At 68.8% G+C, this 21361-nt stretch carries 17 protein-coding genes and 1 pseudogene; 14 read left to right on the forward strand and 4 right to left on the reverse strand.

Annotated features, from left to right (window positions below; translation table 11 throughout):
* Nucleotides 1-29 precede the first annotated feature (29 nt).
* Nucleotides 30-434 (forward strand): Rv2175c family DNA-binding protein, encoded by a 405-nt coding sequence (locus tag E0T84_RS06655; RefSeq protein WP_070185310.1) that lies wholly within the window; start codon nucleotides 30-32, stop codon nucleotides 432-434.
* On the opposite strand, the gene E0T84_RS06660 is transcribed toward E0T84_RS06655, so the two are convergent.
* The 4 genes from E0T84_RS06660 to E0T84_RS06675 all read right to left on the reverse strand — a co-directional run bounded on the left by E0T84_RS06660 (nucleotide 423) and on the right by E0T84_RS06675 (nucleotide 4535).
* Entirely contained in the window at nucleotides 423-1952 is a 1530-nt protein-coding gene (locus E0T84_RS06660) for an alpha-(1->6)-mannopyranosyltransferase A (RefSeq protein ID WP_070185309.1), read from the reverse strand. The two genes, E0T84_RS06655 and E0T84_RS06660, sit on opposite strands and share 12 nt — an antisense overlap.
* A 31-nt stretch (nucleotides 1953-1983) precedes the next feature.
* The gene (idsA2, locus tag E0T84_RS06665; protein ID WP_070185308.1) at nucleotides 1984-3072 is read right to left on the reverse strand and encodes a bifunctional (2E,6E)-farnesyl/geranyl diphosphate synthase; all 1089 of its coding nucleotides are present in this window, start codon (nucleotides 3070-3072) and stop codon (nucleotides 1984-1986) included.
* Nucleotides 3073-3186: 114 nt separating this feature from the next.
* A complete protein-coding gene (locus tag E0T84_RS06670; RefSeq protein WP_070185307.1) occupies nucleotides 3187-3903 on the reverse strand; it encodes a DUF3153 domain-containing protein in 717 nt (238 codons plus the stop codon).
* Between the two features lie 11 nt (nucleotides 3904-3914).
* Nucleotides 3915-4535 carry an N-acetyltransferase gene (locus E0T84_RS06675; protein ID WP_070943541.1) on the reverse strand — a complete coding sequence of 207 codons (621 nt, stop codon included), beginning with the start codon at nucleotides 4533-4535 and terminating at the stop codon, nucleotides 3915-3917.
* Nucleotides 4536-4762: 227 nt separating this feature from the next.
* Between E0T84_RS06675 and E0T84_RS06680 the strand changes: the two genes are divergently transcribed.
* The 13 genes and pseudogenes from E0T84_RS06680 to E0T84_RS06740 all read left to right on the forward strand — a co-directional run.
* Nucleotides 4763-5164 carry a DUF3040 domain-containing protein gene (locus E0T84_RS06680; RefSeq protein ID WP_070185306.1) on the forward strand — a complete coding sequence of 134 codons (402 nt, stop codon included), beginning with the start codon at nucleotides 4763-4765 and terminating at the stop codon, nucleotides 5162-5164.
* 445 nt (nucleotides 5165-5609) lie between these two features.
* Entirely contained in the window at nucleotides 5610-6041 is a 432-nt protein-coding gene (mraZ, locus tag E0T84_RS06685) for a division/cell wall cluster transcriptional repressor MraZ (RefSeq protein WP_029108782.1), read from the forward strand.
* Nucleotides 6016-7194: a 16S rRNA (cytosine(1402)-N(4))-methyltransferase RsmH gene (rsmH, locus tag E0T84_RS06690; protein ID WP_234998179.1), complete on the forward strand. Its 1179-nt coding sequence runs from the start codon at nucleotides 6016-6018 to the stop codon at nucleotides 7192-7194. Before mraZ ends, rsmH begins: the two co-directional genes overlap by 26 nt.
* Complete coding sequence (locus tag E0T84_RS06695) at nucleotides 7191-8318, forward strand: hypothetical protein (protein WP_138744078.1); 1128 nt, start codon at nucleotides 7191-7193, stop codon at nucleotides 8316-8318. Before rsmH ends, E0T84_RS06695 begins: the two co-directional genes overlap by 4 nt.
* Nucleotides 8315-10243 (forward strand): penicillin-binding protein 2, encoded by a 1929-nt coding sequence (locus tag E0T84_RS06700; protein WP_138744079.1) that lies wholly within the window; start codon nucleotides 8315-8317, stop codon nucleotides 10241-10243. The genes E0T84_RS06695 and E0T84_RS06700 overlap by 4 nt, the downstream gene beginning before the upstream one ends.
* A 52-nt stretch (nucleotides 10244-10295) precedes the next feature.
* Nucleotides 10296-11837, forward strand: coding sequence for a UDP-N-acetylmuramoyl-L-alanyl-D-glutamate--2,6-diaminopimelate ligase (locus E0T84_RS06705; protein WP_138744080.1), 1542 nt, complete (start codon nucleotides 10296-10298; stop codon nucleotides 11835-11837).
* Nucleotides 11834-13375 carry a UDP-N-acetylmuramoyl-tripeptide--D-alanyl-D-alanine ligase gene (gene murF / locus E0T84_RS06710; protein ID WP_070184802.1) on the forward strand — a complete coding sequence of 514 codons (1542 nt, stop codon included), beginning with the start codon at nucleotides 11834-11836 and terminating at the stop codon, nucleotides 13373-13375. The genes E0T84_RS06705 and murF overlap by 4 nt, the downstream gene beginning before the upstream one ends.
* Nucleotides 13372-14451: a phospho-N-acetylmuramoyl-pentapeptide-transferase gene (gene mraY / locus E0T84_RS06715; RefSeq protein ID WP_070184801.1), complete on the forward strand. Its 1080-nt coding sequence runs from the start codon at nucleotides 13372-13374 to the stop codon at nucleotides 14449-14451. The genes murF and mraY overlap by 4 nt, the downstream gene beginning before the upstream one ends.
* Nucleotides 14452-14512: 61 nt before the next feature.
* On the forward strand, nucleotides 14513-15967 hold the full coding sequence (gene murD, locus E0T84_RS06720) for a UDP-N-acetylmuramoyl-L-alanine--D-glutamate ligase (protein ID WP_138744158.1): 1455 nt from the start codon (nucleotides 14513-14515) through the stop codon (nucleotides 15965-15967).
* Nucleotides 15968-15981: 14 nt separating this feature from the next.
* Nucleotides 15982-17610 carry a putative lipid II flippase FtsW gene (ftsW, locus tag E0T84_RS06725; RefSeq protein WP_249383594.1) on the forward strand — a complete coding sequence of 543 codons (1629 nt, stop codon included), beginning with the start codon at nucleotides 15982-15984 and terminating at the stop codon, nucleotides 17608-17610.
* Nucleotides 17607-18797 (forward strand): undecaprenyldiphospho-muramoylpentapeptide beta-N-acetylglucosaminyltransferase, encoded by a 1191-nt coding sequence (gene murG, locus E0T84_RS06730; protein ID WP_138744081.1) that lies wholly within the window; start codon nucleotides 17607-17609, stop codon nucleotides 18795-18797. The genes ftsW and murG overlap by 4 nt, the downstream gene beginning before the upstream one ends.
* Nucleotides 18798-18835: 38 nt before the next feature.
* Nucleotides 18836-20254: a UDP-N-acetylmuramate--L-alanine ligase gene (gene murC, locus E0T84_RS06735; RefSeq protein WP_371725703.1), complete on the forward strand. Its 1419-nt coding sequence runs from the start codon at nucleotides 18836-18838 to the stop codon at nucleotides 20252-20254.
* 89 nt (nucleotides 20255-20343) lie between these two features.
* A pseudogene (locus tag E0T84_RS06740) lies at nucleotides 20344-21162 on the forward strand (cell division protein FtsQ/DivIB); the annotation flags it as partial.
* Nucleotides 21163-21361: the final 199 nt, after the last annotated feature.

Raw genomic sequence — 21361 nt, forward strand, 5'->3', positions numbered from 1 at the left:
GTTGCGGCTGAGGACCTAGAATCGATGCGGTGAGCAGCATTCCAGCGGCCGATGACGTTCTGGCCCCCGACGAGGCCGTCTACGACCTACCCACGGTGTCGGATTTGCTCGGCATCCCGGTCACCAAGGTGCATCAGCAACTGCGTGACGGGCAGTTGATGGCCGTGCGGCGCAACCGCGTGCTGGTGGTCCCGCAGATCTTCTTCGACGGCAATGGCCACGTGGTCAAGCACCTGCCCGGGTTGCTGGTCGTGCTGCGTGACGGCGGCTACCGCGACAACGAGATCATGCGCTGGCTGTTCACCCCGGACGAGTCGCTGACGATCACCAGTGACGGCCGCGCCGAGCAGATTTCCAACGCCCGCCCGATTGACGCACTGCACTCCCACCAGGCGCGTGAGGTGCTGCGTCGCGCGCAGGCGCTAGCTTACTGACGGTCGGCTGTCGGTCTCGACGGGCGCCTCGGGGGCGTGGTAGAGCGCGTACCAGGCCGCCGCGGCGCAGGCCGTGGTCAGCAGGACATGTGCCCACGAGTACATGCCGTGCGCCCCATCGGGTTTCCACATCACCATGATCCAGGTGGACAACCCGGCGGTGACCGCGATGGCGGGCCGGGTCTGGATCAGGGCGGCGGCCACCGCCAGCGGCCAGGTGTAGTACCACGGCAGCGCGGCGGGAACGAAGAGTACGACCACGGCCATGGCCAGCGAGATACCGATCAGGGCCTCACGGTCGGTGTGCCGGTAACGCCACCACAGCAGCGGCAGGGCGATCACGATGGTGAGGATGCCGATGATCCGGGTGATCTCGAGCACGCCATAGAAGTTGACCGGAAACAGCAGTCCGCCAATGCCGTTGATCAGGTTGGCCGCGGCGGTGGGCACGGTCAGCCAGTTGATGATCTTCACGTTGCCTGCGGCGAGGGCGGACAACCAGCCCAGGCCGACGCCGGCCAGCCAGGACATCACCGCGAAAACCGCGGCCAGTATCGCCATGGAGGCGGCGGTCGCCAGCGCGAATGCCCGGACCGGTGGGTGGCCGTGACGGTCGCGCAGCTGCCGTGTCCAGACCCATACGACGAACGGAAGTGCAAGTCCCGCGGTCGCTTTGACGGCAACGGCCATGGCGATCAGGCCGACGCCCCAGACCGGGTGTCGTCGGAACGCCAACGCGATGCCGGCCATCATGAGCCCGACCATCAGCATCTCGTTGTGCACGCCGCCCATCAGGTGGATGATCACCAACGGGTTGAGCACGCAGACCCACAGGGCAGTGGCGGGGCTCGCACCGATGTGCCGTGCGACGCGCTGCGTCGCCCAGATCAACAACACCAGCCCGGGCAGCATGCACAGGCGCAGCAGCATGGTGCCGGCGACCACGTCGTCGCCCACCAGCATCGTGACAAATTTCGCCACCAGGATGAATGCCGGGCCGTAGGGTGCGGTCGTCGTGGTCCAGATCGGACTGACGTTGTCCAGCAGGATGTTCGGATTCTGTACCGGCCCCACCACGTACGGGTCGAAGCCGTCGCGCAGCAGAGCGCCCTGGGCCAGGTATGAATAGGTGTCCCGGCTGAACAGCGGCACGCTGAGCAACAGTGGCGCCAGCCAGAAACCGGTGGTGGCCACCATGGTGTACTCGCCGGCGGTGCGGTCGATCACGCGCCGGCCCAGCCACAGCCAGGCGATCAGCATCGTCGCGACGCCGGCCCACAGCAGGATCGAGGACAACACCAGCCCGTGCCCGAATCGCAGCCAGGACAGGTGCAGTGACTCCAGGAGCGGATCGTGCAACCGGGTGCTGCCCGCGCCGAGCCCGCCGATGGTCAGCAGGGCTGCCCCCAGGAAACCCAATCGGGCCGGGCGGGCGTCGGCAGACACCGCGAACCCGGCCAGGCGTGAGAGATGTTGCGCGACCCCGGTATTCGTGGTGTCGGTCGGCAAGCGTGTCATGAGGGCGTGATCATGTCGTTGTGACGGTCTCCTACGCCGACCGGTTCGCCGCGAACCGGGCGATCTCGGCAAGGCCGGTCTTTGCCTGTTCGTGGATCGGTGCGGCGGCCAAGGTGTCCAGGGCGCGGTGGGTGAGAAGTTCGATGTGGGCTTCGACTGCGGCCAGCGCGCCGACCGACTCGATGGCCCGGCACAGATCGCCGACTTGCGCGTCGGACAGTTCGCTACCCACGGAGGTGCGCAGCAGCTCGGCGGCTGCGGGGTCGGACTTGTCTGCCAGCTCGAGTGCCTCGGCCAGCAGCACGGTGCGCTTGCCCGATCGCAGGTCGTCGCCGGAGGGCTTACCGGTGACCGCCGGGTCGCCGAAGACTCCGAGGACGTCGTCGCGGAGTTGGAACGCGACACCGAGGTCGTTTCCGACCTGGTGGAAGATCTGCTGGATGTCGGGCCGATCGGCAGCCGCGGCGGCACCCAGCTGCAGCGGCCGGGAGACCGTGTAGGACGCGGTCTTGTAGGTGTTGACGTTCATCGCGGAGGCGACCGATTCGGCACCGCTGGACTCCGCGACGATGTCGAGATACTGGCCGCCGAGCACCTCGGTGCGGATATGGCGCCAGACCTGTTGGACCCGTTTCTGCGCGTCGGCCGGGATGTCGGCGGCGGCGACGATGTCGTCGGCCCAGGCCAGCGCCAGGTCGCCGGCCAGGATGGCCGCCGACAGGCCGAACTGCCGAGAGGATCCGTGCCAGTTGCGGTCGCGATGCCGGTCGGCGAACAACCGGTGCACGGTGGGTAGTCCGCGGCGGGTGGCCGAGTCGTCGATGACGTCGTCGTGCACCAGGGCACAGGCCTGCAGCAACTCCAGCGCGGCGAACAACCTCAACACGTCGGGGTCGGCGGGGCGGTCGGCCGGGTCGATCACCGCGCGCCAGCCCCAGTAGGCGAAGGCCGGGCGCATCCGCTTGCCGCCGCGGAGCACGAATTCCTCGAGGGCCTCGGTCAGCTCGGCGTAGTCGGTTCCGATGTACTCGCTGTCGCGGCGGCGCTCACGCAGATAGTCGCGCAGTTGGTCGGTGACGGCCCGGGCCAGCTCGACGGTCGACGGTGCCGAAGTTTGCACGCTCAGCGCCCGCCCCTTTCTGTCGTCAACGATGTGCCCCCGAGTGCATTCAGAGTAGAGCGTGCCGCGCGTTTTGTACCAAGCGAGGGCGTAGCTGTGAGTGCGGCGGTGAGGTCAGTCGCTGCCTGCGACCGGGTCACCCGGCTTGGCAGAGGTGTCGCGGCTCATCCAGGCCAGCGCGCCGATCACACCGGCGACCAGGAATGCGCCGACGACGAGCCAGATGGCCGCCGTGGTGAACGACCGGGCGCTCGGGTCGGTGTAGCGGGCCTGGGCGTTCATCGTGCTGACGATTCCCGGCCGCAGTTTCCATTCCACGATCGAGGAGCTCACCTGGTCGCCGTTGGTCGAGGTCACTTCGCCGGGGAAGGACACGGTCAGCAGAACGTCGGCGTCGGGGTCCGACAGCGAGGTGAGGTCGACCCGCCCCTCCAGGATCACCAGGTCTCCGGCGCGGCGCAGGGAGATGTCGACTCCTGCGGCGTCGCGGCTCATCCCGGCCAGCTGAGGCAGTTCGGCGAAGCTGAGATCGGAGAACACGGCCTGGGAGCCGACGTAGTCGTCGCGGCTGTACTCGGAGACCGCGACCTTCTTGGCGAACGGCAGATTGTTGAGTAGTTGCGGGCCCTTGTCGTCGGCGTCCCGTGGCTTGGCCGCCGCGATGATCTGGCCGGACACCCGGTCGTCGGGGGAGACGGTGATCGAGGCGCGGACCCGAACGCAGCCCACCACCATGGGCAGGATCAGCACCAACATCACCAACGTCAGGAAGCGGGTCCGTCGGCTACGTCTGGGAAGGCGGCTCGGTGGTCGGACATGCACGCTGGTCATCGTGCCAGATGTCACAGCGGCAGTGGGCGACCGAGGATGGCGAATGGCCGGGGATCGCCGGCGAAGTGGTAGCCGCGGATCACGTCGGTGAAGCCGAGCCGGCGGTACAGCCGCCATGCGCGGTTGGCCTCGCCGTTGATCTCAGGGGTCGACAACAACACGTGGGATTCGGCGCGGCCGGCCAACAGTCGCCTGGTCAGGGCCTCGCCGAGGCCCTGACCTTGCGCGCGGGGCGCGATGTGGAGCTCGGTGAGTTCGAAGTAGCTGGCCATCAGTTCGGCGATGTTTCCGGGGCTGGCGCCGACCCGCTGCAGGCCGGAGATGACCTGCTGTTGCCACCACTGATCCGGCGCTCCGCGGTAGCCGTAGGCGATCCCCTGCAGCGGGGCGTCGAGCAGGCCGGCGGTCTCAGGGCCGGGTGGTGCGTCGGTGCTGGATTCGGCGCCCGCGCCGGTGACCTCGACGGCGGCCACGCATTTCCAGCCCGCGCGCCGCGTGTGTTCGAGCCAGAGGGCGGCGCGCTGTTCCTCGGTTCCGCGCGGGTAGCGCATCGCGTCGACGTACACGCGCAACGCCTCGGGAAGCCGGCGCTTCATGTCGTCCGGCGACAGATCGATGAGATACGTCGCCAATGCCTCGCCTTTCGCCCGCCCGGTGTCCACCGAGCTCATTATCTTCAGCATTATCCGGTTGCGAGGCCGTCGGTCCCATCGACCGGTGTGATCCCGGAACCGCTTACAATCGACGCCGAACAAGGTGGTACGGCTCGGATCGACCTCGTATCATTAGGCTTAGGTGCCCGTAATTGCGGGCATGTGAAATTTTGAAAAGCGACGGCGGCGTCGGCAAGGAGGGACGAATGCCACTCTCCGATCATGAGCAGCGCATGCTCGATCAGATCGAGAGCGCGCTCTACGCCGAGGACCCCAAGTTCGCCTCGAGCGTTCGCGGTGGGACCTTGCGCGCGCCATCGGCTCGGCGGCGCTTGCAGGGCGCGTTTCTGTTCGTGCTCGGTTTGGCGTTGTTGGTCGTCGGCGTCGCGGTGAAGTCGCTGTGGCTCGGCGGCTTCCCCGTTCTTTCGGTTTTCGGCTTCGTGGCGATGTTCGCCGGTGTGGTGTTCGCCGTCACGGGTCCCCGCGTCGCCGGAGGCCGTGACCGCGCGGCTCAGGGGTCCGGTAGTGCGCCGCGTCAGCGTCGTCAGCGTGGAGGTTCGTTCACCACGCGGATGGAGGACCGGTTCCGGCGCCGGTTCGACGACTGAGCCGGCTGACGGTTTCAGGGGGTAGCCCGTAACGGGCTGCCCCCTTTTTTTGTGCGTCGCTCCGAGTTCCCCGCCGGATGGATGTCCGGGTGGTCCGGGTGGCCCCAGCGACACGCCGAGTAGTTCGGTGGCGCCCCGGTGTGGGGCGGGGTGGGGGAACGGTGCGCTACCTGCAGGGATTTTCGCCCCACAACGCCCCACCTCGTCTCGGCGGCCATCTACCTGGGATTTTCGATCGCCTGGCGGTGACAATCGTTGGTCGAGTCATGCGTTTTCGCCGTGTCCTGGGGGCGAGGGTGGGGAGAATGTTCAAACTCGAAGGACCAAATGGAGCAAAGTGGGGGATCGTGGGGTAAAGTGGCGGCCAACGGGGAAACGGAGCCCCGTTCGGAGGGCAGAAGGCGAAGCGACCCGGGATCCGAACCGGGTGGCGGGAGGTGTCCAGATGTTTCTGGGTACCTACACGCCCAAGCTCGACGACAAAGGGCGGCTCACACTGCCCGCCAAGTTCCGCGACGCACTGGCAGGAGGGTTGATGGTCACCAAGGGCCAAGATCACAGCCTTGCCGTGTACCCGCGTGACGAGTTCGAAAAGGTGGCCCGGCGCGCTGCTGACGCGTCGCGCAGGAACCCCGACGCACGGGCGTTTCTGCGAAACTTGGCCGCCGCCACCGATGAGCAGCACCCCGACGCTCAGGGTCGGATCACCCTGTCGGCGGATCACCGGCGCTACGCAAGCCTGTCCAAGGAGTGCGTGGTGATCGGGTCGGTCGACTACCTGGAGATCTGGGACGCAGAAGCCTGGCAGTCGTATCAGCAGACCCACGAAGAGAACTTCTCCGCGGCCACCGATGAAGCTCTGCGCGACATCCTGTGATGCCGCCCAACAACCGGCGGCTGGCCCGGACCTAGCCCGTGCAGCGAGGCCTCTGCCCGAATTGGCCCTGGCGTACTTCCCCAACGCCAGGTCCGTGAATTCGGACAGAGACCCCGGTGCAGGGGCGATTCCGAGCGGAGGTGTTTCAGCGGTGCCAGATTCCCCAGATCACTCAGATGCCAAGGGGCACGGTCACATCCCGGTACTGCTCGACCGCTGTGTCGAGTTGCTCGCCCCCGCTCTGATCCGCCATCACGACGACGGGACCGGCGCGGTCCTGGTGGATGCCACCCTCGGCGCGGGCGGACATTCCGAGCGCTTTCTGACCGAATTTCCCGGCCTGCAGGTGATCGGCCTCGACCGCGACCCCAACGCGCTCGGCATCGCCGGTGCCCGTCTGGCACCTTTCGGCGACCGAGTGCGGCTGGTGCGGACCCGCTACGACGGAATCGCCGGCGCGATCACCGAATCCGGATTCCGACAGATCGACGCGGTGCTGTTCGACCTCGGCGTGTCCTCGATGCAACTCGATCAGACCGATCGCGGCTTCTCCTACTCCGCGGACGCGCCGCTGGACATGCGGATGGATCCCGATGCTCCGCTGACCGCCGCGGACATTCTCAACACCTACGACGCCAAGTCGATAGCCCGGATCCTGCGCGATTTCGGCGAGGAGCGCTTCGCCGGCCGAATCGCCGACAAGGTGGTCAAACGGCGTGCCCAGCAACCGTTTTCCACCACCGGAGAGCTGGTGGAGCTGCTCTACGAGGCGATTCCGGCGCCCGCCCGCCGAACCGGAGGGCATCCGGGCAAGCGCACCTTCCAGGCGCTTCGGGTCGCGGTCAACGGCGAACTGGATTCGTTGCGTGCCGCGCTGCCCGCCGCGCTGGCCGCGTTGGTCGACGGTGGCCGGATCGTCGTGATGTCCTATCAGTCGTTGGAGGACCGGATCGTCAAGCAGGCGTTCACCGCAGCCACCGCATCGCGCACACCACCGGGCCTGCCCATCGAGCTGCCCGGTCACGAACCGGAATTCGTCACGCTGACCCGCGGCGCCGAGAAGGCCCGCCAAGTCGAGATCGACCGCAATCCGCGTAGCGCCCCGGTACGGCTGCGGGCACTGGAAAAGGTTGGGGAAGGGGGGAACTCATGAAGGTGAAGCGACCCGAGCAACTGCGTGAGTCAGATCGCAGGCGTCCGGTGCGCCAACCCGCGCGAGGCGGTGGGCGACGCACCGAGCAGGCTCCGCCGCGCAAGCGCCGGCCGGGTTCCGAGCAGCGCCCCACGCGGACCGCACCCGGTACCGGGCCGATTCGGCGTCCGGGCACCCGACCGGCGCGGCCCAAGAGCACCAGTCAAGCCAAGGCCCGGGCGAAGGCACGTAAGGCCAAGGCTCCCAAGGTTGTCCGGCCACCGCTGCGGGTGCGCCTGCGGGAACGTCTGCTGGTGCGGCTGTCCTCGATCGAGCTCAATCCGCGCGCCCTGATCTCCCGGGTTCCGTTCGTCGTCCTGGTGATCGCCGCGCTGGGCCTGGGACTCGCGGTGACGTTGTGGCTGTCGACCGGTTCGGCCGAGCGGTCCTACCAGCTGGGCCACGCGCGCGAGGTCAATCAGGGTCTGCTGCAACAGAAAGAGGCGCTGCAACGCGACGTGCTCGAGGCACAGGCCGCACCGGCGTTGGCCGAGTCTGCCCGCGATCTGGGCATGATCCCGTCACGTGACACCGCGCACCTGGTGCAGGACGCTGCCGGCAACTGGACCGTCGTCGGAACCCCCAAGCCGGCCGAAGGGGTGCCGCCGCCTCCGCTGAACACCCCGCTGCCGGAGGAGGCACCTCCGGCTCCGCCCGCACCTCCGGCCCCGCGGGTGGTCGACCCGCGCGAGTTGATGGTGCGTACCCCGCGTTCGGGTCTGCCTGCGGTGCCGGGCATTCCGATTCCGCAAGCAGACGCGCCCCACGGCGTCCCGGGGGAGCTTCCGCCGGTGCCGGGCCCGGTACCGGCGGTGCCGTCGGCCGCTCCTGATGTGCTCGCGGCGCCCGTGCCCGGTGCGGTTCCCGGGCCTGTCGCCGGCGACCCCGCACAGGTTGCACCGCAGCAGGCCACCGCCCCGATGCATCTGCCGGGCGTACCTACCGCGCCGGGTCCGGTGGCGGCACAGCCCGCTGCGCCGGTGGCCCCCGCCCCCGCCACGCCCCTGGAGCAGTTCAGCCCACCCACGGCGCCGGCGGTGCATGCCCCGGCCGTCGCGGTCAGCGCCCCGGTGCCCGCCGCATGAGCCGCCGCCCGGGCCGCCAGGGTCAGACGCCGAAGCCGCAGCGGGCGAAGAAGGCCTCACCGGGGCCGGGGCACGAGGCCGGGGTCCGCCGTACTCGCGTTGCCGCTGCCGAAACCGGTTTGGCCAGCTCGTCTTTCGTGTTCCGGCATCGTGCCGGAAACGCTGTCATGGTGGCGGTGCTGGTGATCGCGGCCGCGCAGTTGTTCACCCTCCAGGTGCCCAGGGCGGCCGGCCTGCGGGCCGAGGCGGCCAGCCAGCTCAAGGTCACCGATGTGAACCCCGCCATGCGGGGTGCCATCGTCGACCGCAACGACGACAAGCTGGCGTTCACCATCGAGGCCAAGGCACTGACGTTTCAGCCGGTCCGAGTCCGCAAGCAACTCGCCGAGGCCAAAGCCAAATCCAGTGAGGCGCCAGATCCGGACCGCCGGCTCACCGAGATCGCCAAGGAGGTCTCGACTCGGCTCGACAATCGGCCCGATTTCAAGACAGTGCTCAAGAAGCTCAGGAGTAACGAGACTTTCGTCTATCTGGCTCGTGCGGTCGATCCCGCCATTGCCAGCGCGATCATGGACAAGTTTCCGGAGGTCGGTGCCGAGCGGCAGGATCTTCGGCAGTATCCGGGTGGTTCGCTGGCGGCCAACATCGTCGGCGGAATCGATTGGGACGGCCACGGTTTGCTGGGGCTGGAGGACTCGCTCGATGCGGTGTTGGCCGGTTCCGACGGCTCGGTGACCTACGACCGCGGTTCAGACGGCGTCGTGATCCCAGGCAGCTACCGCAACCGCCACGACGCGGTCGACGGGTCAACGGTGCAGCTGACCCTTGACGACGACATCCAGTACTACGTCCAGCAGCAGGTGCAGCAGGCCAAGGACGCCTCGGGTGCCAAGAACGTCTCGGCGGTGGTGCTGGATGCGAAAACCGGTGAGGTGCTGGCGATGTCGAACGACAACACGTTCGATCCCAGTCAGGATCTGGGGCGGCAGGAGAGCCGGCAGATGGGCAACCTCCCGGTCTCCTCGCCGTTCGAGCCCGGTTCGGTGAACAAGATCATCACGGCCTCCTCGGCAATCGAGTTCGGCCTGGCCAGTCCTGACGAGGTCCTGCAGGTGCCGGGCTCTATCGACATGGGCGGCGTCACGGTCCGCGACGCGTGGAATCACGGCGTGACGCCCTACACGATGACCGGGGTGTTCGGGAAGTCGTCGAACGTCGGCACGCTGATGCTGGCCCAGCGGGTCGGTCCGGAGCGGTTCTACGACATGATCCGCCGGTTCGGGCTCGGTCAGCGCACCGATGTCGGCCTGCCCGGTGAGAGCTCCGGACTGGTGCCGCCCATCGATCAGTGGTCGGGCAGTTCCTTCGCCAACCTGCCTATCGGGCAAGGTCTTTCGATGACGCTGCTGCAAATGACCGGCATGTACCAGACAATCGCCAACGATGGCGTACGGATCCCGCCGCGGATCGTCAAGTCCACCATCGCGCCGGATGGCACCCGTACCGATGAGCCGCGCCCGGAAGGTGTGCGGGTGGTGACGCCGAAAACCGCACGTACCGTGCGAAACATGTTCCGCGCCATCGTGCAGCGCGACCCGACGGGCGTGCAGCAGGGGACCGGCCCGCAGGCCGGGGTCGAGGGTTATCAGATCGCGGGGAAGACCGGTACCGCTCAGCAGATCAATCCGGCCTGCGGTTGCTATTACGACGACGTGTACTGGATCACCTTCGCCGGGATGGCGCCTGCGGACGATCCTCGCTACGTCGTGGGCATCATGATGGACGCGCCGCACCGCGCGGCCGACGGATCTCCGGGATCGTCGGCGGCACCGCTGTTCCACAACATCGCGTCGTGGCTGCTGCAGCGTCACAACGTCCCGCTGTCGGCCGATCCGGGGCCGCAGTTGACCCTGCAGGCGACCTGACCCCGATAGTCGTGGGTGATGCGGTCGGCGGACCGCAGATGGGTACTGTGGCATGGCCATGAAGCTGCGTCCCAGCCGTCCCGCCGGCCAATACCTCGTGCCGCTCGCCGATCAGGTCCAAGCGGTGTCCGCTACCGGAAATCCACTACCGGAACTTCGGGTCACCGGGGTGACCCTGCGCGGTCAGGACGCCCAGCCGGGAGATCTGTTCGCCGCGCTGCCGGGTGCGGCGGTGCACGGCGCGCGCTTTGCGCCCGACGCGGTCGCCGCCGGGGCGGTGGCGGTGCTCACCGATCCTGCCGGTGCCGGAGAACTGGGTGGCCTCGACGTCCCGATCCTGGTCCACCCCGAACCCCGGTCGGTACTCGGCGAGGTGGCGGCCGATGTGTACGGGCGCCCGTCGGAGCGGCTCACGGTCATCGGGGTCACCGGAACCTCGGGTAAGACCACCACGACATACCTGGTCGAAGCCGGGCTGCGGGCTGCGGGCCGGGTGGCGGGGTTGATCGGCACGGTCGGGGTGCGCATCGCGGGCCGCGATCTGCCGAGCGCGTTGACCACCCCCGAGGCGCCGGATCTGCAGGCGCTGCTGGCCGTGATGGTAGAAAGCGGCGTCGACACCGTGGTGATGGAGGTGTCCAGCCACGCGCTCACGCTGGGTCGCGTCGACGGGATCGGATTCGCGCTCGGCGGATTCACCAACCTGTCGCGTGACCACCTGGATTTCCACCCGACCATGGAGGAGTACTTCGAGGCCAAGGCCCGGCTGTTCGATGCCGCGTCGCGCAACCATGCCGTCGCGGCGGTGGTGTGTGTCGACGACGATGCGGGCGCGGCGATGGCCCGTCGCGCCGACAAGGTGACAACGGTGAGCGTCACCGGTGTCGCGGCGGACTGGCAGGCGCGCGACATCACCGCGGTCGGTGTCGGATCCCAGGAGTTCACCCTCGTCGACCCCGCTGGGGACTCGCATGAGCTTCGGATCGGGCTGACGGGCGGATACAACATCGCCAACGCCGCCCTGGCGACCGCATTGCTGGACGGGGCCGGGGTGCCCCCGGAGCAGGCGGCTCCGGGACTGCGCACGGCGACCGTGCCCGGCCGGCTGCAGCCGATCGATCGCGGACAGCCGTTCCTGGCCCTGGTCGATTACGCACACAAACCTGGCGCACTGCAGGCGGTGCTGGAAACCCTGCGCGCGTCTGGCCCGGGGCGCATCGCAGTGGTTTTCGGTGCCGGGGGTAATCGGGACACCGGCAAGCGCGCGCCGATGGGGCGGGTCGCGGCGGAACTGGCGGACCTCGTCGTTGTCACCGATGACAATCCCCGCGATGAGGACCCCGCGTTGATTCGGGCGGCGATCGTGGCAGGCGCGCGTGAAGCAACCGCGGGTGCCGAGGTGGTGGAAGTCGGTGACCGGCGTGCGGCGATCGAGCATGCGGTGGCCTGGGCCGGGCCCGGCGACATCGTGCTGATCGCCGGCAAGGGGCATGAGAGCGGGCAGACCGCCGCCGGCCGCACCCGGCCGTTCGACGATCGTGACGAGTTGGCGGCGGCGTTGGAGGCACTCAAGTCAGGGGAGTCGGGCACGTGATCGAGATGACCATCGCCAGGATCGCGGAGATCGTCGGCGGCGAGTTGGCCGACATCACTGCCGAAGAGGCCGCCTCGACCCGCGTCACCGGCTCCGTCGAATTCGACTCTCGCGCGATCGGCCCCGGCGGATTGTTCCTGGCCCTGCCCGGCGCCCGCTCCGACGGCCACGACTTCGCCGGGGGCGCAGTGGCGTCCGGGGCTGCCGTCGTGCTGGCCGCGCGGCCGGTAGGGGTGCCCGCGATTGTGGTGCGTCCGGAGCCGGGGGCCGCCGATGCCGCTTCCGGCGCTTTGGAATTCGACACCGACGGGTCCGGTGCGGCGGTGCTGGCCGCGCTGGCGAAACTCGCGGCGGCGGTGGCCGCCGAACTCGTCGCAGGCGGGTTGACGATCATCGGGGTGACCGGATCCTCGGGCAAGACCTCGACCAAGGATCTGCTTGCCGCGGTGCTGGACCCGCTCGGGCAGGTCATCGCCCCGCCGGGCTCGTTCAACAACGAGTTGGGCCATCCGTGGACGGTGTTGCGTGCCACGCCGGATACCGATTACCTGATCTTGGAGATGTCGGCCCGGCATCCGGGCAACATCGCGGCCTTGGCCGCGATCGCGCCGCCGCAGATCGCGGTGGTGCTCAACGTGGGTACCGCCCATCTCGGTGAGTTCGGCTCACGTGAGGCCATCGCGAACACCAAAGCTGAATTGCCGCAGGCTGTTCCGGCCGGAGGTGTGGTGATCCTCAACGTCGACGACACGGCCGTGGCGGCGATGGCCGGCAAGACAGCGGCGCGCGTGGTGCGGGTATCGCGCGAGCCTGGCTCCGAGGTCGACGTGTGGGCCGGCCCGGTCACCTTGGACGAACTGGCCCGTCCGCGGTTCACCTTGCACGCCGGCGGCGACCGGATCGACGTGGCGTTGGCGGTGCACGGTGATCACCAGGTCGGCAATGCCTTGTGTGCGGCGGCGGTCGCCTTGGAGTGCGGCGCCGGACTGGATCAGGTGGCCACCGCGCTGGCGGGCGCCGGCCCCGTGTCGCGGCACCGGATGCAGGTCGCCGGCCGAGCCGACGGTGTGACGGTGATCAACGATGCCTACAACGCGAACCCGGATTCGATGCGCGCCGGCCTGAAGGCGCTGGCCTGGATGGCGCGCCGGGGCGGCGGTGAATCCGCCGGTGAAGTGGGTGGAAAGCGCCGCAGCTGGGCGGTGTTGGGGGAGATGGCCGAACTCGGTGAGGACGCCATAACCGAGCACGACGCCATCGGACGGTTCGCGGTGCGCTTAGATGTGTCTCGGTTAATCGTCGTCGGAACCGGGAGGACTATGAACGCCATGCACCATGGCGCGGTGATGGAGGGTTCGTGGGGATCTGAGTCCACGATGGTCGACGATGCCGATGCCGCGCTTGCCCTTTTGCAGGCTGAGCTGCAGCCGGGGGACGTGGTGCTGGTGAAGGCATCCAACTCGGTGGGGCTGGGTGCGCTCGCCGATGCGCTGCTTGCCGCGGCCGGCCCGGCCGCAGACGGGGATGCCGTTCGATGAAGCTCATCTTGATCGCCGTCGGTATCGCCCTGACGGTATCTATCCTGCTGACACCCGCGTTGATCCGGCTGTTCACCAAGCGTGGGCTGGGCCATGAGATCCGTGAGGACGGTCCGGCCAGTCACGCCAAGAAGCGCGGCACGCCGTCGATGGGTGGCGTGGCCATCGTGGCCGGCATCTGGGCGGGCTACCTGGGCACTCACCTGGTCGGGCTGGCGCTGGGCGGGGAGGGCCCGTCGGCATCGGGGTTGTTGGTGCTGGGCCTGGCCACCATGCTCGGCCTGGTCGGTTTCGTCGATGACCTGATCAAGCTTCGGCGCTCACGCAACCTGGGGCTGAACAAGACCGCCAAGACTGTGGGCCAGCTGACCGCGGCGGTGTTGTTCGGTGTGCTGGCCCTGCAGTTCCGCAACGGCGACGGGCTCACACCCGGCAGTCCCGAACTCTCGTACGTCCGCGAGATCGCCACGGTGACGTTGGCGGGCTGGGTGTTCGTGTTGTTCTGTGTGGTGATCGTCAGCGCGTGGTCCAATGCGGTGAACTTCACCGACGGCCTGGACGGGTTGGCGGCCGGCGCGATGGCGATGGTCACCGCGGCCTACGTCCTGATCACGTTCTGGCAGTACCGCAATGCCTGCGCCACGGCGCCGGGACTGGGCTGCTACAACGTGCGTGATCCGCTGGACTTGGCGATCATCGCGGCCGCGACGGCAGGCGCGTGTATCGGCTTCCTGTGGTGGAACGCCGCACCGGCCAAGATCTTCATGGGTGACACCGGCTCGCTGGCCCTGGGCGGCATCATCGCCGGCCTGTCGGTGACCAGCCGCACCGAGATCCTCGCGGTGGTCCTGGGCGCACTGTTCGTGGCCGAGGTTACCTCGGTGGTGGTGCAGATCCTGGCGTTCCGCACCACGGGCCGCCGGGTGTTCCGGATGGCGCCGTTCCATCATCATTTCGAGCTGGTGGGTTGGGCCGAGACCACGGTCATCATCCGGTTCTGGCTGCTGACGGCGATCGCCTGCGGTCTGGGTGTGGCCCTGTTCTACAGCGAGTGGCTCACCGCAGTCGGGGCCTGACGTGGCCGGCCCGGTGGACGGGGACGACCAGGGGCTGCCCGCACGCGAGGCGGACCCGAGCCTGTTGTCACTGCTGACCCCCGGAACGCCCGTGTTGGTGACGGGTGCGGGGGTCACCGGACGCGCGGTATTGGCTGCGCTGGCGCCCCTTGGTGTCGCTGCGACGCTGTGCGACGACCGGGCCGAGGCCCTGCAGGCTTACGCCGCGCAGGGCACCGCGGTCATCGATCCGGCCGACGCGATCGCCGGTGTCGCCGACTACGCGCTGGTGGTGACCAGCCCGGGGTTCCCGCCCAGCGCCGCCGTGCTGGCCGCTGCGGCCGAGGCCGGTGTCCCGATCTGGGGCGATGTCGAGCTGGCCTGGCGGCTGGATGCCGCGGGTCGTTATGGTCCGCCTCGGCGGTGGCTCGTGGTCACCGGCACCAACGGCAAGACCACGACCACCTCGATGCTGCACGAGATGCTGTTGGCCGACGGCCGACGGAGCGTGCTGTGCGGCAACATCGGTGACCCGGTTTTGGCGGTACTGGATCAGCCCGTTGAGTTGCTGGCAGTCGAGTTGTCGAGTTTCCAGCTGCACTGGGCGCCCTCCCTGCGCCCGGATGCGGGTGTGGTGCTCAACGTTGCCGAGGATCATCTGGACTGGCACGGCTCGATGGCCGCCTATGCCGCGGACAAGGGCAGGGCACTGGCCGGGCGGGTGGCCGTGGTGGGTCTCGATGATCCGGTGGCGGCGGGTCTGCTGCCCACTGCGAAGGCTGCGGTCCGGGTCGGATTCCGGCTCGGCGAACCGGCCGAGGGTGAGCTCGGTGTCCGCGCCGGCAAGCTCGTCGACTGCGCCTTCGGTGCCGACGTCGAGTTGGCTGATGCGGCCACGATCAGCGTGGCCGGGCCGGTCGGCGTGCTCGATGCTCTGGCGGCCGCGTCGCTGGCCCGTGCGGTCGGGGTGGCCCCGGGTTCGATCGCAGCCGCGTTGGCGTCGTTCCAGGTCGGCAGGCACCGGGCGGAGTTGGTCGGGGAGGCCGACGGGGTGCGCTATGTCGACGATTCCAAGGCCACCAACCCGCATGCGGCGCAGGCTTCGATCACCGCCTTCGACCGCGTGATCTGGATCGCGGGAGGCTTGCTGAAGGGCGCTTCGGTCGACGAGTTGGTGCGCCAGGTGGCGAATCGGCTGGTCGGGGTGGTGCTGATCGGCCGGGACCGGCAGATGGTTGCCGATGCGTTATCGCGACACGCCCCGGATGTCCCCGTCGTCGAGGTTGTGACGGGGGAGGATTCTGGGGTGCTTGAGACAAATGAGTCTATTGGTGACCATGTGACTCGTGTGATCGAAGTCGGCGACCGTCCGGTCTCCGACGCGGTCATGGCGGCGGTCGTCGATGCCGCCCGCGGCCTCGCCGGCTCTGGGGACACCGTATTGCTGGCCCCGGCAGGCGCGTCCTTCGATCAGTTCAGCGGCTACGGCCAGCGCGGCGACGCATTCGCCGGCGCGGTCCGTGCCGTGATCGGGTAGGCGCGGTGGCCGGCATCCTGGCCCGGTTGCGCAGCCGTGGCGGCGACGCGACCGGCGCTACCGCCGCTGAGGGCGGATCGGCTGAGACGGCTTCCACCTCGACGGCCGCCACGCCGCGCACCCGGTTCGGCGCGTGGCTGGGCCGCCCGATGACGTCGTTCCACCTCATCATCGCGGTCACCGCTCTGCTCACCACGCTGGGCCTGATCATGGTCCTTTCGGCGTCGGGGGTGTACTCCTACGACTTCGACGGATCGCCGTGGGCGGTGTTCGGCCGCCAGGTGATGTGGACCGTGATCGGGTTGATCGCGTTCTACGCAGCCTTGCGGATATCGGTGCGGACCTTGCGCCGGCTGGCGTTCCCCGGGTTCGCCTTCACGATCGTGTTGTTGATCCTGGTGCTGATCCCGGGAATCGGCAAGGTGGCCAACGGTTCCCGCGGTTGGTTCGTCGTCTCCGGATTCTCGATGCAACCCTCGGAGCTCGCCAAGATCGCCTTCGCCATCTGGGGTGCGCACCTGCTGGCCGCCCGACGCATGGAGCGGGCTTCGCTGCGCGAGATGTTGATCCCGCTGGTGCCGGCCGCCGTCATCGCGCTGGCGTTGATCGTCGCGCAACCTGACCTCGGGCAGACCGTTTCGCTGAGCATCATCCTGCTGGGCCTGCTCTGGTACGCGGGCCTGCCACTGCGGGTGTTCCTGTCCTCACTGCTGGCCGCGGTGTTGGCGGCGGCCGTGCTGGCGGTATCGGCCGGCTACCGGTCGGATCGGGTGCAGTCCTGGCTGGACCCGGCAGCTGACAGTCAGGGCATCGGCTATCAGTCCCGGCAGGCCCGGTTCGCCCTGGCCAACGGCGGCATCTTCGGTGACGGGCTGGGCCAGGGCACCGCCAAGTGGAACTATCTGCCCAACGCACACAACGACTTCATCTTCGCCATCATCGGCGAGGAGCTGGGATTCGTCGGCGCGGTGGGCCTCCTGGCGCTGTTCGGGCTGTTCGCGTACACGGGAATGCGGATCGCCCGCCGGTCGGCGGATCCGTTCCTGCGCCTGCTCACCGCGACCACCACGCTGTGGATCGTGGGCCAGATGTTCATCAATGTCGGCTACGTGGTGGGTCTGCTGCCGGTCACCGGCCTGCAGCTGCCGTTGATCTCCGCGGGTGGATCTTCGCAAGCCACAACGCTTCTGATGATGGGGCTGATCACCAACGCGGCCCGGCACGAACCCGAGGCCGTGGCGGCGCTGCGGGCCGGGCGCGACGACCGGATGACCCGGCTGCTGCGGCTGCCGTTGCCCGAGCCCTACGTCCCGACCCGTTTGGAGGTCGCCCGCAACCGGCTGCACGATCGCAGGAGGTCGGCGCCGCGCAGCGCGGGCAAGCCCAACGGGAAGGCCGGTGTGAAGCCGGCCGCCAAACAGAAGGACAAACACAAGGACAAGCAGGCCAGGGCCAAACAAGCCAGGGCCAGACAACCGGGCTCGCGCCGGTCGCCGCACAGTGCCGACCGTCCGGTGCGCCGGTCGGGTCGCGCTACCGGTCAGCAGCCGGCCGGGGGCGGCAGGTCCTCGGTCAGATATCCTGCAGGCCAGCGGAAACAGGGGCAACGGGCCCGGACTTTGGAAGGTCAGCGTTACGGGTGAGCGAAGGTAAGACGGACCGCGGGGTACCTGGTCCTCGGGGGCAGGAGCGCAGCGACCGGGGGATTTCCGTCGTTCTCGCCGGTGGCGGCACAGCGGGTCACGTCGAGCCGGCCATGGCGGTGGCCGACGCACTCCGTGAACTCGACCCGCAGGTGCGGATCACGGCCCTCGGAACCGCCCGCGGGCTGGAAACCCGGCTGGTGCCGCAGCGCGGTTATGACCTCGAGCTGATCACCCCGGTGCCGCTGCCACGCAAGCCGTCGGGAGATCTGGTGCGGCTGCCGCTGCGCGTGCGTACCGCGATCCGCCAGACCCGTTCGGTGTTGGCCGGCGTGGAGGCCGACGTGGTGATCGGTTTCGGCGGCTACGTGGCGCTGCCCGCCTATCTCGCCGCCCGCGGCGGCTTCGGTTTGCACGGTCGTCGTCGCGCCGTCCCGGTGGTGGTCCACGAGGCCAACGCCAGCGCCGGGTTGGCCAACCGGGTCGGCGCGGTATCGGCGCGCCGAGTGCTCTCGGCGGTGCCCGAGCCGGGGTTGCGCAAGGTCGAGGTGGTCGGGGTGCCCGTGCGCGCGGCGATCACCTCACTGGACCGTGCCGCCTTGCGGGCCGAGGCCAGGGCTTTCTTCGGATTCGCGCCCGACGCCAAGGTGTTGTTGGTGTTCGGCGGCTCGCAGGGCGCCCAGTCGATCAACCGTGCGGTGTCGTCGGCGGCCGAAGCCCTTGGCGCTGCGGGTGTTTCGGTGCTGCACGCCCACGGGCCGAAGAACTCGCTCGACCTGCCGCCGGCCGCGGCGGGTGCGCCGCCGTATGTCGCGGTGCCGTACCTGGACCGGATGGACCTGGCCTACGCCGCGGCAGACCTGGCGATCTGCCGCTCCGGGGCGATGACCGTGGCCGAGGTGACCGCCGTCGGGCTGCCGGCGGTCTACGTCCCGCTGCCGATCGGCAATGGCGAGCAGCGGCTCAACGCGCTCCCGGTGGTGTCGGCCGGTGGGGGCATCGTCGTCGACGATGCCGAGCTCACCGGCGGGTTCGTCGCCGATACGGTCGCGAGCCTGATGACCGATGACGCGCGCCTGGCGGCGATGACGTCAGCCGCGTCGTTGTCCGGTCACCCCGACGCTGCCCGGCGGGTGGCTCAGGTTGCCCTCGAAATCGCCCGCACTCAACGAAAGAGGCTGCAGTGAACGGTAATTCACTTCCGGCCGAACTGCAGCGGGTGCACATGGTCGGGATCGGGGGAGCCGGGATGTCGGGTGTGGCCCGCATCCTGCTGGACCGCGGCGGCCTGGTGTCCGGATCGGATGCCAAGGAGTCGCGCGGTGTGGTGGCCCTGCGGGCCCGCGGAGCCGAGATCAGAATCGGTCACGACGCGTCGTCGCTGGATCTGCTGCCCGGCGGACCGACGGCGGTCGTCACCACCCATGCCGCGATCCCCAAGACGAACCCGGAGCTGGTCGAGGCCCGGCGCCGCGGCATCCCGGTGATCCTGCGTCCGGTGGTGCTGGCCAAGCTCATGGCCGGCTACACCACGCTGATGGTGACGGGCACCCACGGCAAGACCACCACCACGTCGATGCTCATCGTGGCGTTGCAGCACAGCGGGTTCGACCCGTCCTTCGCCGTGGGCGGCGAGTTGGGCGAGGCCGGGACCAACGCTCATCACGGTAGCGGGAAGTGCTTTGTCGCCGAGGCCGACGAAAGCGACGGCTCGCTGCTGGAGTACACCCCGAACGTCGCGGTGGTCACCAACATCGAGGCCGACCACCTGGATTTCTTCGGCAGCGAGGAGGCCTACACCGCGGTGTTCTCCGCGTTCGTCGACCGTATCGCCCCGGGTGGCGCTCTGGTCGTGTGCACCGATGATCCCGGTGCGGCTGCGCTCGCCGAACACACTGCCGCACTGGGGATTCGGGTGCTGCGGTACGGCAGCACGCCCGGTGTCGATCTCGCCGGCACCTTGCTGAGCTGGGAGCAGCAGGGGACCGGCGCGGTTGCCCATATCCAGCTGGCCGGTGAGCCGTACCCGCGCGCGATCCGGCTCGCGGTGCCCGGTCGGCACATGGCGCTCAACGCCCTCGCTGCCCTGCTGGCGGCGATCGAGGTGGGTGCACCCGCCGAGGCCGTTCTCGACGGGCTGGCCGGATTCGAGGGGGTGCGGCGGCGTTTCGAGCTGGTGGGCGCACTCGGCGGGGTCCGGGTTTTCGATGACTATGCGCACCATCCCACCGAGGTGCGGGCCACGCTCGAGGCGGCCCGGACCGTGGTCGACCAGACCGGTGGCCGGGTGATCGTCGCGTTCCAGCCGCATTTGTACTCGCGCACAGCGACTTTCGCGACGGAGTTCGGTGCGGCTCTGAGCGCTGCCGACCAGGTCTTCGTGCTCGACGTCTACGCTGCGCGCGAGCAACCGCTGCCCGGTATCAGCGGCGCAACTGTCGCTGAGCACGTGAGTGCCGCAGTCACCTATGTTCCGGACTTCTCGGCGGTCGCCGCCGTGGTGGCGGCCGCGGCGCGCCCCGGCGACGTGGTGCTGACCATGGGGGCCGGCGACGTGACCATGCTGGGCAAGGAGATCATCACCGAGCTCGGTATCAAGGAGAATCGCAGCGCCCCGGGCCGTCCGCCGACGGAGACGCCGTGACCGAGACGGGTTCTGACGGTCCCGAGGACGTGACCGAAGTTCCCGGCGAGGCTTCCACCGAGGCTTCCGCGTCCGGCGTGGCCGACCCTGACTACGAAGGGCCCCGCCGCCGCGCCCGGCGCGAGCGGGCCGAGCGTCGCGCCGCGCGGGACCGGGCGGTGGCGATCGAGAATGCCCGCCGTGAGGCCAAACGCAAGGTCGTCGGGCAATCGGCAGATGCTCCTAAAACGGTGGCCCGCAGCACCATTCGTGGTCTCAAGGTGTTGCTGTGGTCGGCGCTGGCGAGTGTGGTCGCGGTGGCGTTGGGCCTGGTTCTGTACTTCACACCGGTGATGTCGGTGCGCAATGTGGCGGTCAATGGTGTGGCCGCGGTGCCTCAGGAACAAGTCCTTGCCGTCGCAGCGGTGGCGCCGGGAACACCGCTGTTGCAGGTCGACACGGATGCCGTCGCGGAGCGGGTGGCCACGATTCGGCGGGTCGCGACGGTGCGGGTTCAGCGCGAGTATCCCTCGACCCTGCGGATCACCGTCGTCGAGCGGGTGCCGGTCGTGGTCAAGGACTATCCCGACGGCCCCCATCTGTTCGACCGCGACGGGGTGGATTTCGCGACCGAACCGCCGCCTCCGACCCTGCCGTACCTGGATACCGACAATCCCGGCCCCACCGACCCGGCCACCAAGGCCGCGCTCGAGGTGATGCTGGCGCTGCCGCCGGACGTCGTGGCGCAGGTGGGCCGGATCGCCGCACCGTCGGTGGCCTCGATCGCCCTGACGCTGACCGACGGCCGGGTTGTGGTGTGGGGGACTAACGATCGGACCGAGGAGAAGGCGCTGAAGCTGGCTGCCCTGCTGACCCAGCCGGGGCACACCTATGACGTGTCCAGCCCGGATCTGCCGACCGTCAAGTAGGCCGTCGCGGCCATCTGGGGAAATTGCCGCGTGGCGCGTCGGCGCGCCTGCCGCGATCACCGGCGTCGGCGCCCTACCGTTCTGTTTGCGCGGAACTACTTGACATAACTCTAAGCCTATGGTTGAGGTTGAGGGTTTGCCCCAGGGAAGATTCGGCGCCAGGAACACTGTGAACACCCGACTTGGGAGGAAGACGATC

This window comes from Mycobacterium sp. DBP42 (assembly GCF_005924235.1).
Classification (GTDB): Bacteria; Actinomycetota; Actinomycetes; order Mycobacteriales; family Mycobacteriaceae; genus Mycobacterium; species Mycobacterium syngnathidarum.

What these genes read in the sequence shown, in the direction of transcription:
- E0T84_RS06660 (WP_070185309.1), bottom strand. Translation starts at nt 1,952, where the DNA reads ATGACACGCTTGCCGACCGACACCACGAATACCGGGGTCGCGCAACAT.
- E0T84_RS06670 (WP_070185307.1), bottom strand. Translation starts at nt 3,903, where the DNA reads ATGACCAGCGTGCATGTCCGACCACCGAGCCGCCTTCCCAGACGTAGC.
- E0T84_RS06680 (WP_070185306.1), top strand. Translation starts at nt 4,763, where the DNA reads ATGCCACTCTCCGATCATGAGCAGCGCATGCTCGATCAGATCGAGAGC.
- mraZ (WP_029108782.1), top strand. Translation starts at nt 5,610, where the DNA reads ATGTTTCTGGGTACCTACACGCCCAAGCTCGACGACAAAGGGCGGCTC.
- rsmH (WP_234998179.1), top strand. Translation starts at nt 6,016, where the DNA reads ATGAAGCTCTGCGCGACATCCTGTGATGCCGCCCAACAACCGGCGGCT.
- E0T84_RS06695 (WP_138744078.1), top strand. Translation starts at nt 7,191, where the DNA reads ATGAAGGTGAAGCGACCCGAGCAACTGCGTGAGTCAGATCGCAGGCGT.
- E0T84_RS06700 (WP_138744079.1), top strand. Translation starts at nt 8,315, where the DNA reads ATGAGCCGCCGCCCGGGCCGCCAGGGTCAGACGCCGAAGCCGCAGCGG.
- E0T84_RS06705 (WP_138744080.1), top strand. Translation starts at nt 10,296, where the DNA reads ATGGCCATGAAGCTGCGTCCCAGCCGTCCCGCCGGCCAATACCTCGTG.
- mraY (WP_070184801.1), top strand. Translation starts at nt 13,372, where the DNA reads ATGAAGCTCATCTTGATCGCCGTCGGTATCGCCCTGACGGTATCTATC.
- murC (WP_371725703.1), top strand. Translation starts at nt 18,836, where the DNA reads ATGGTCGGGATCGGGGGAGCCGGGATGTCGGGTGTGGCCCGCATCCTG.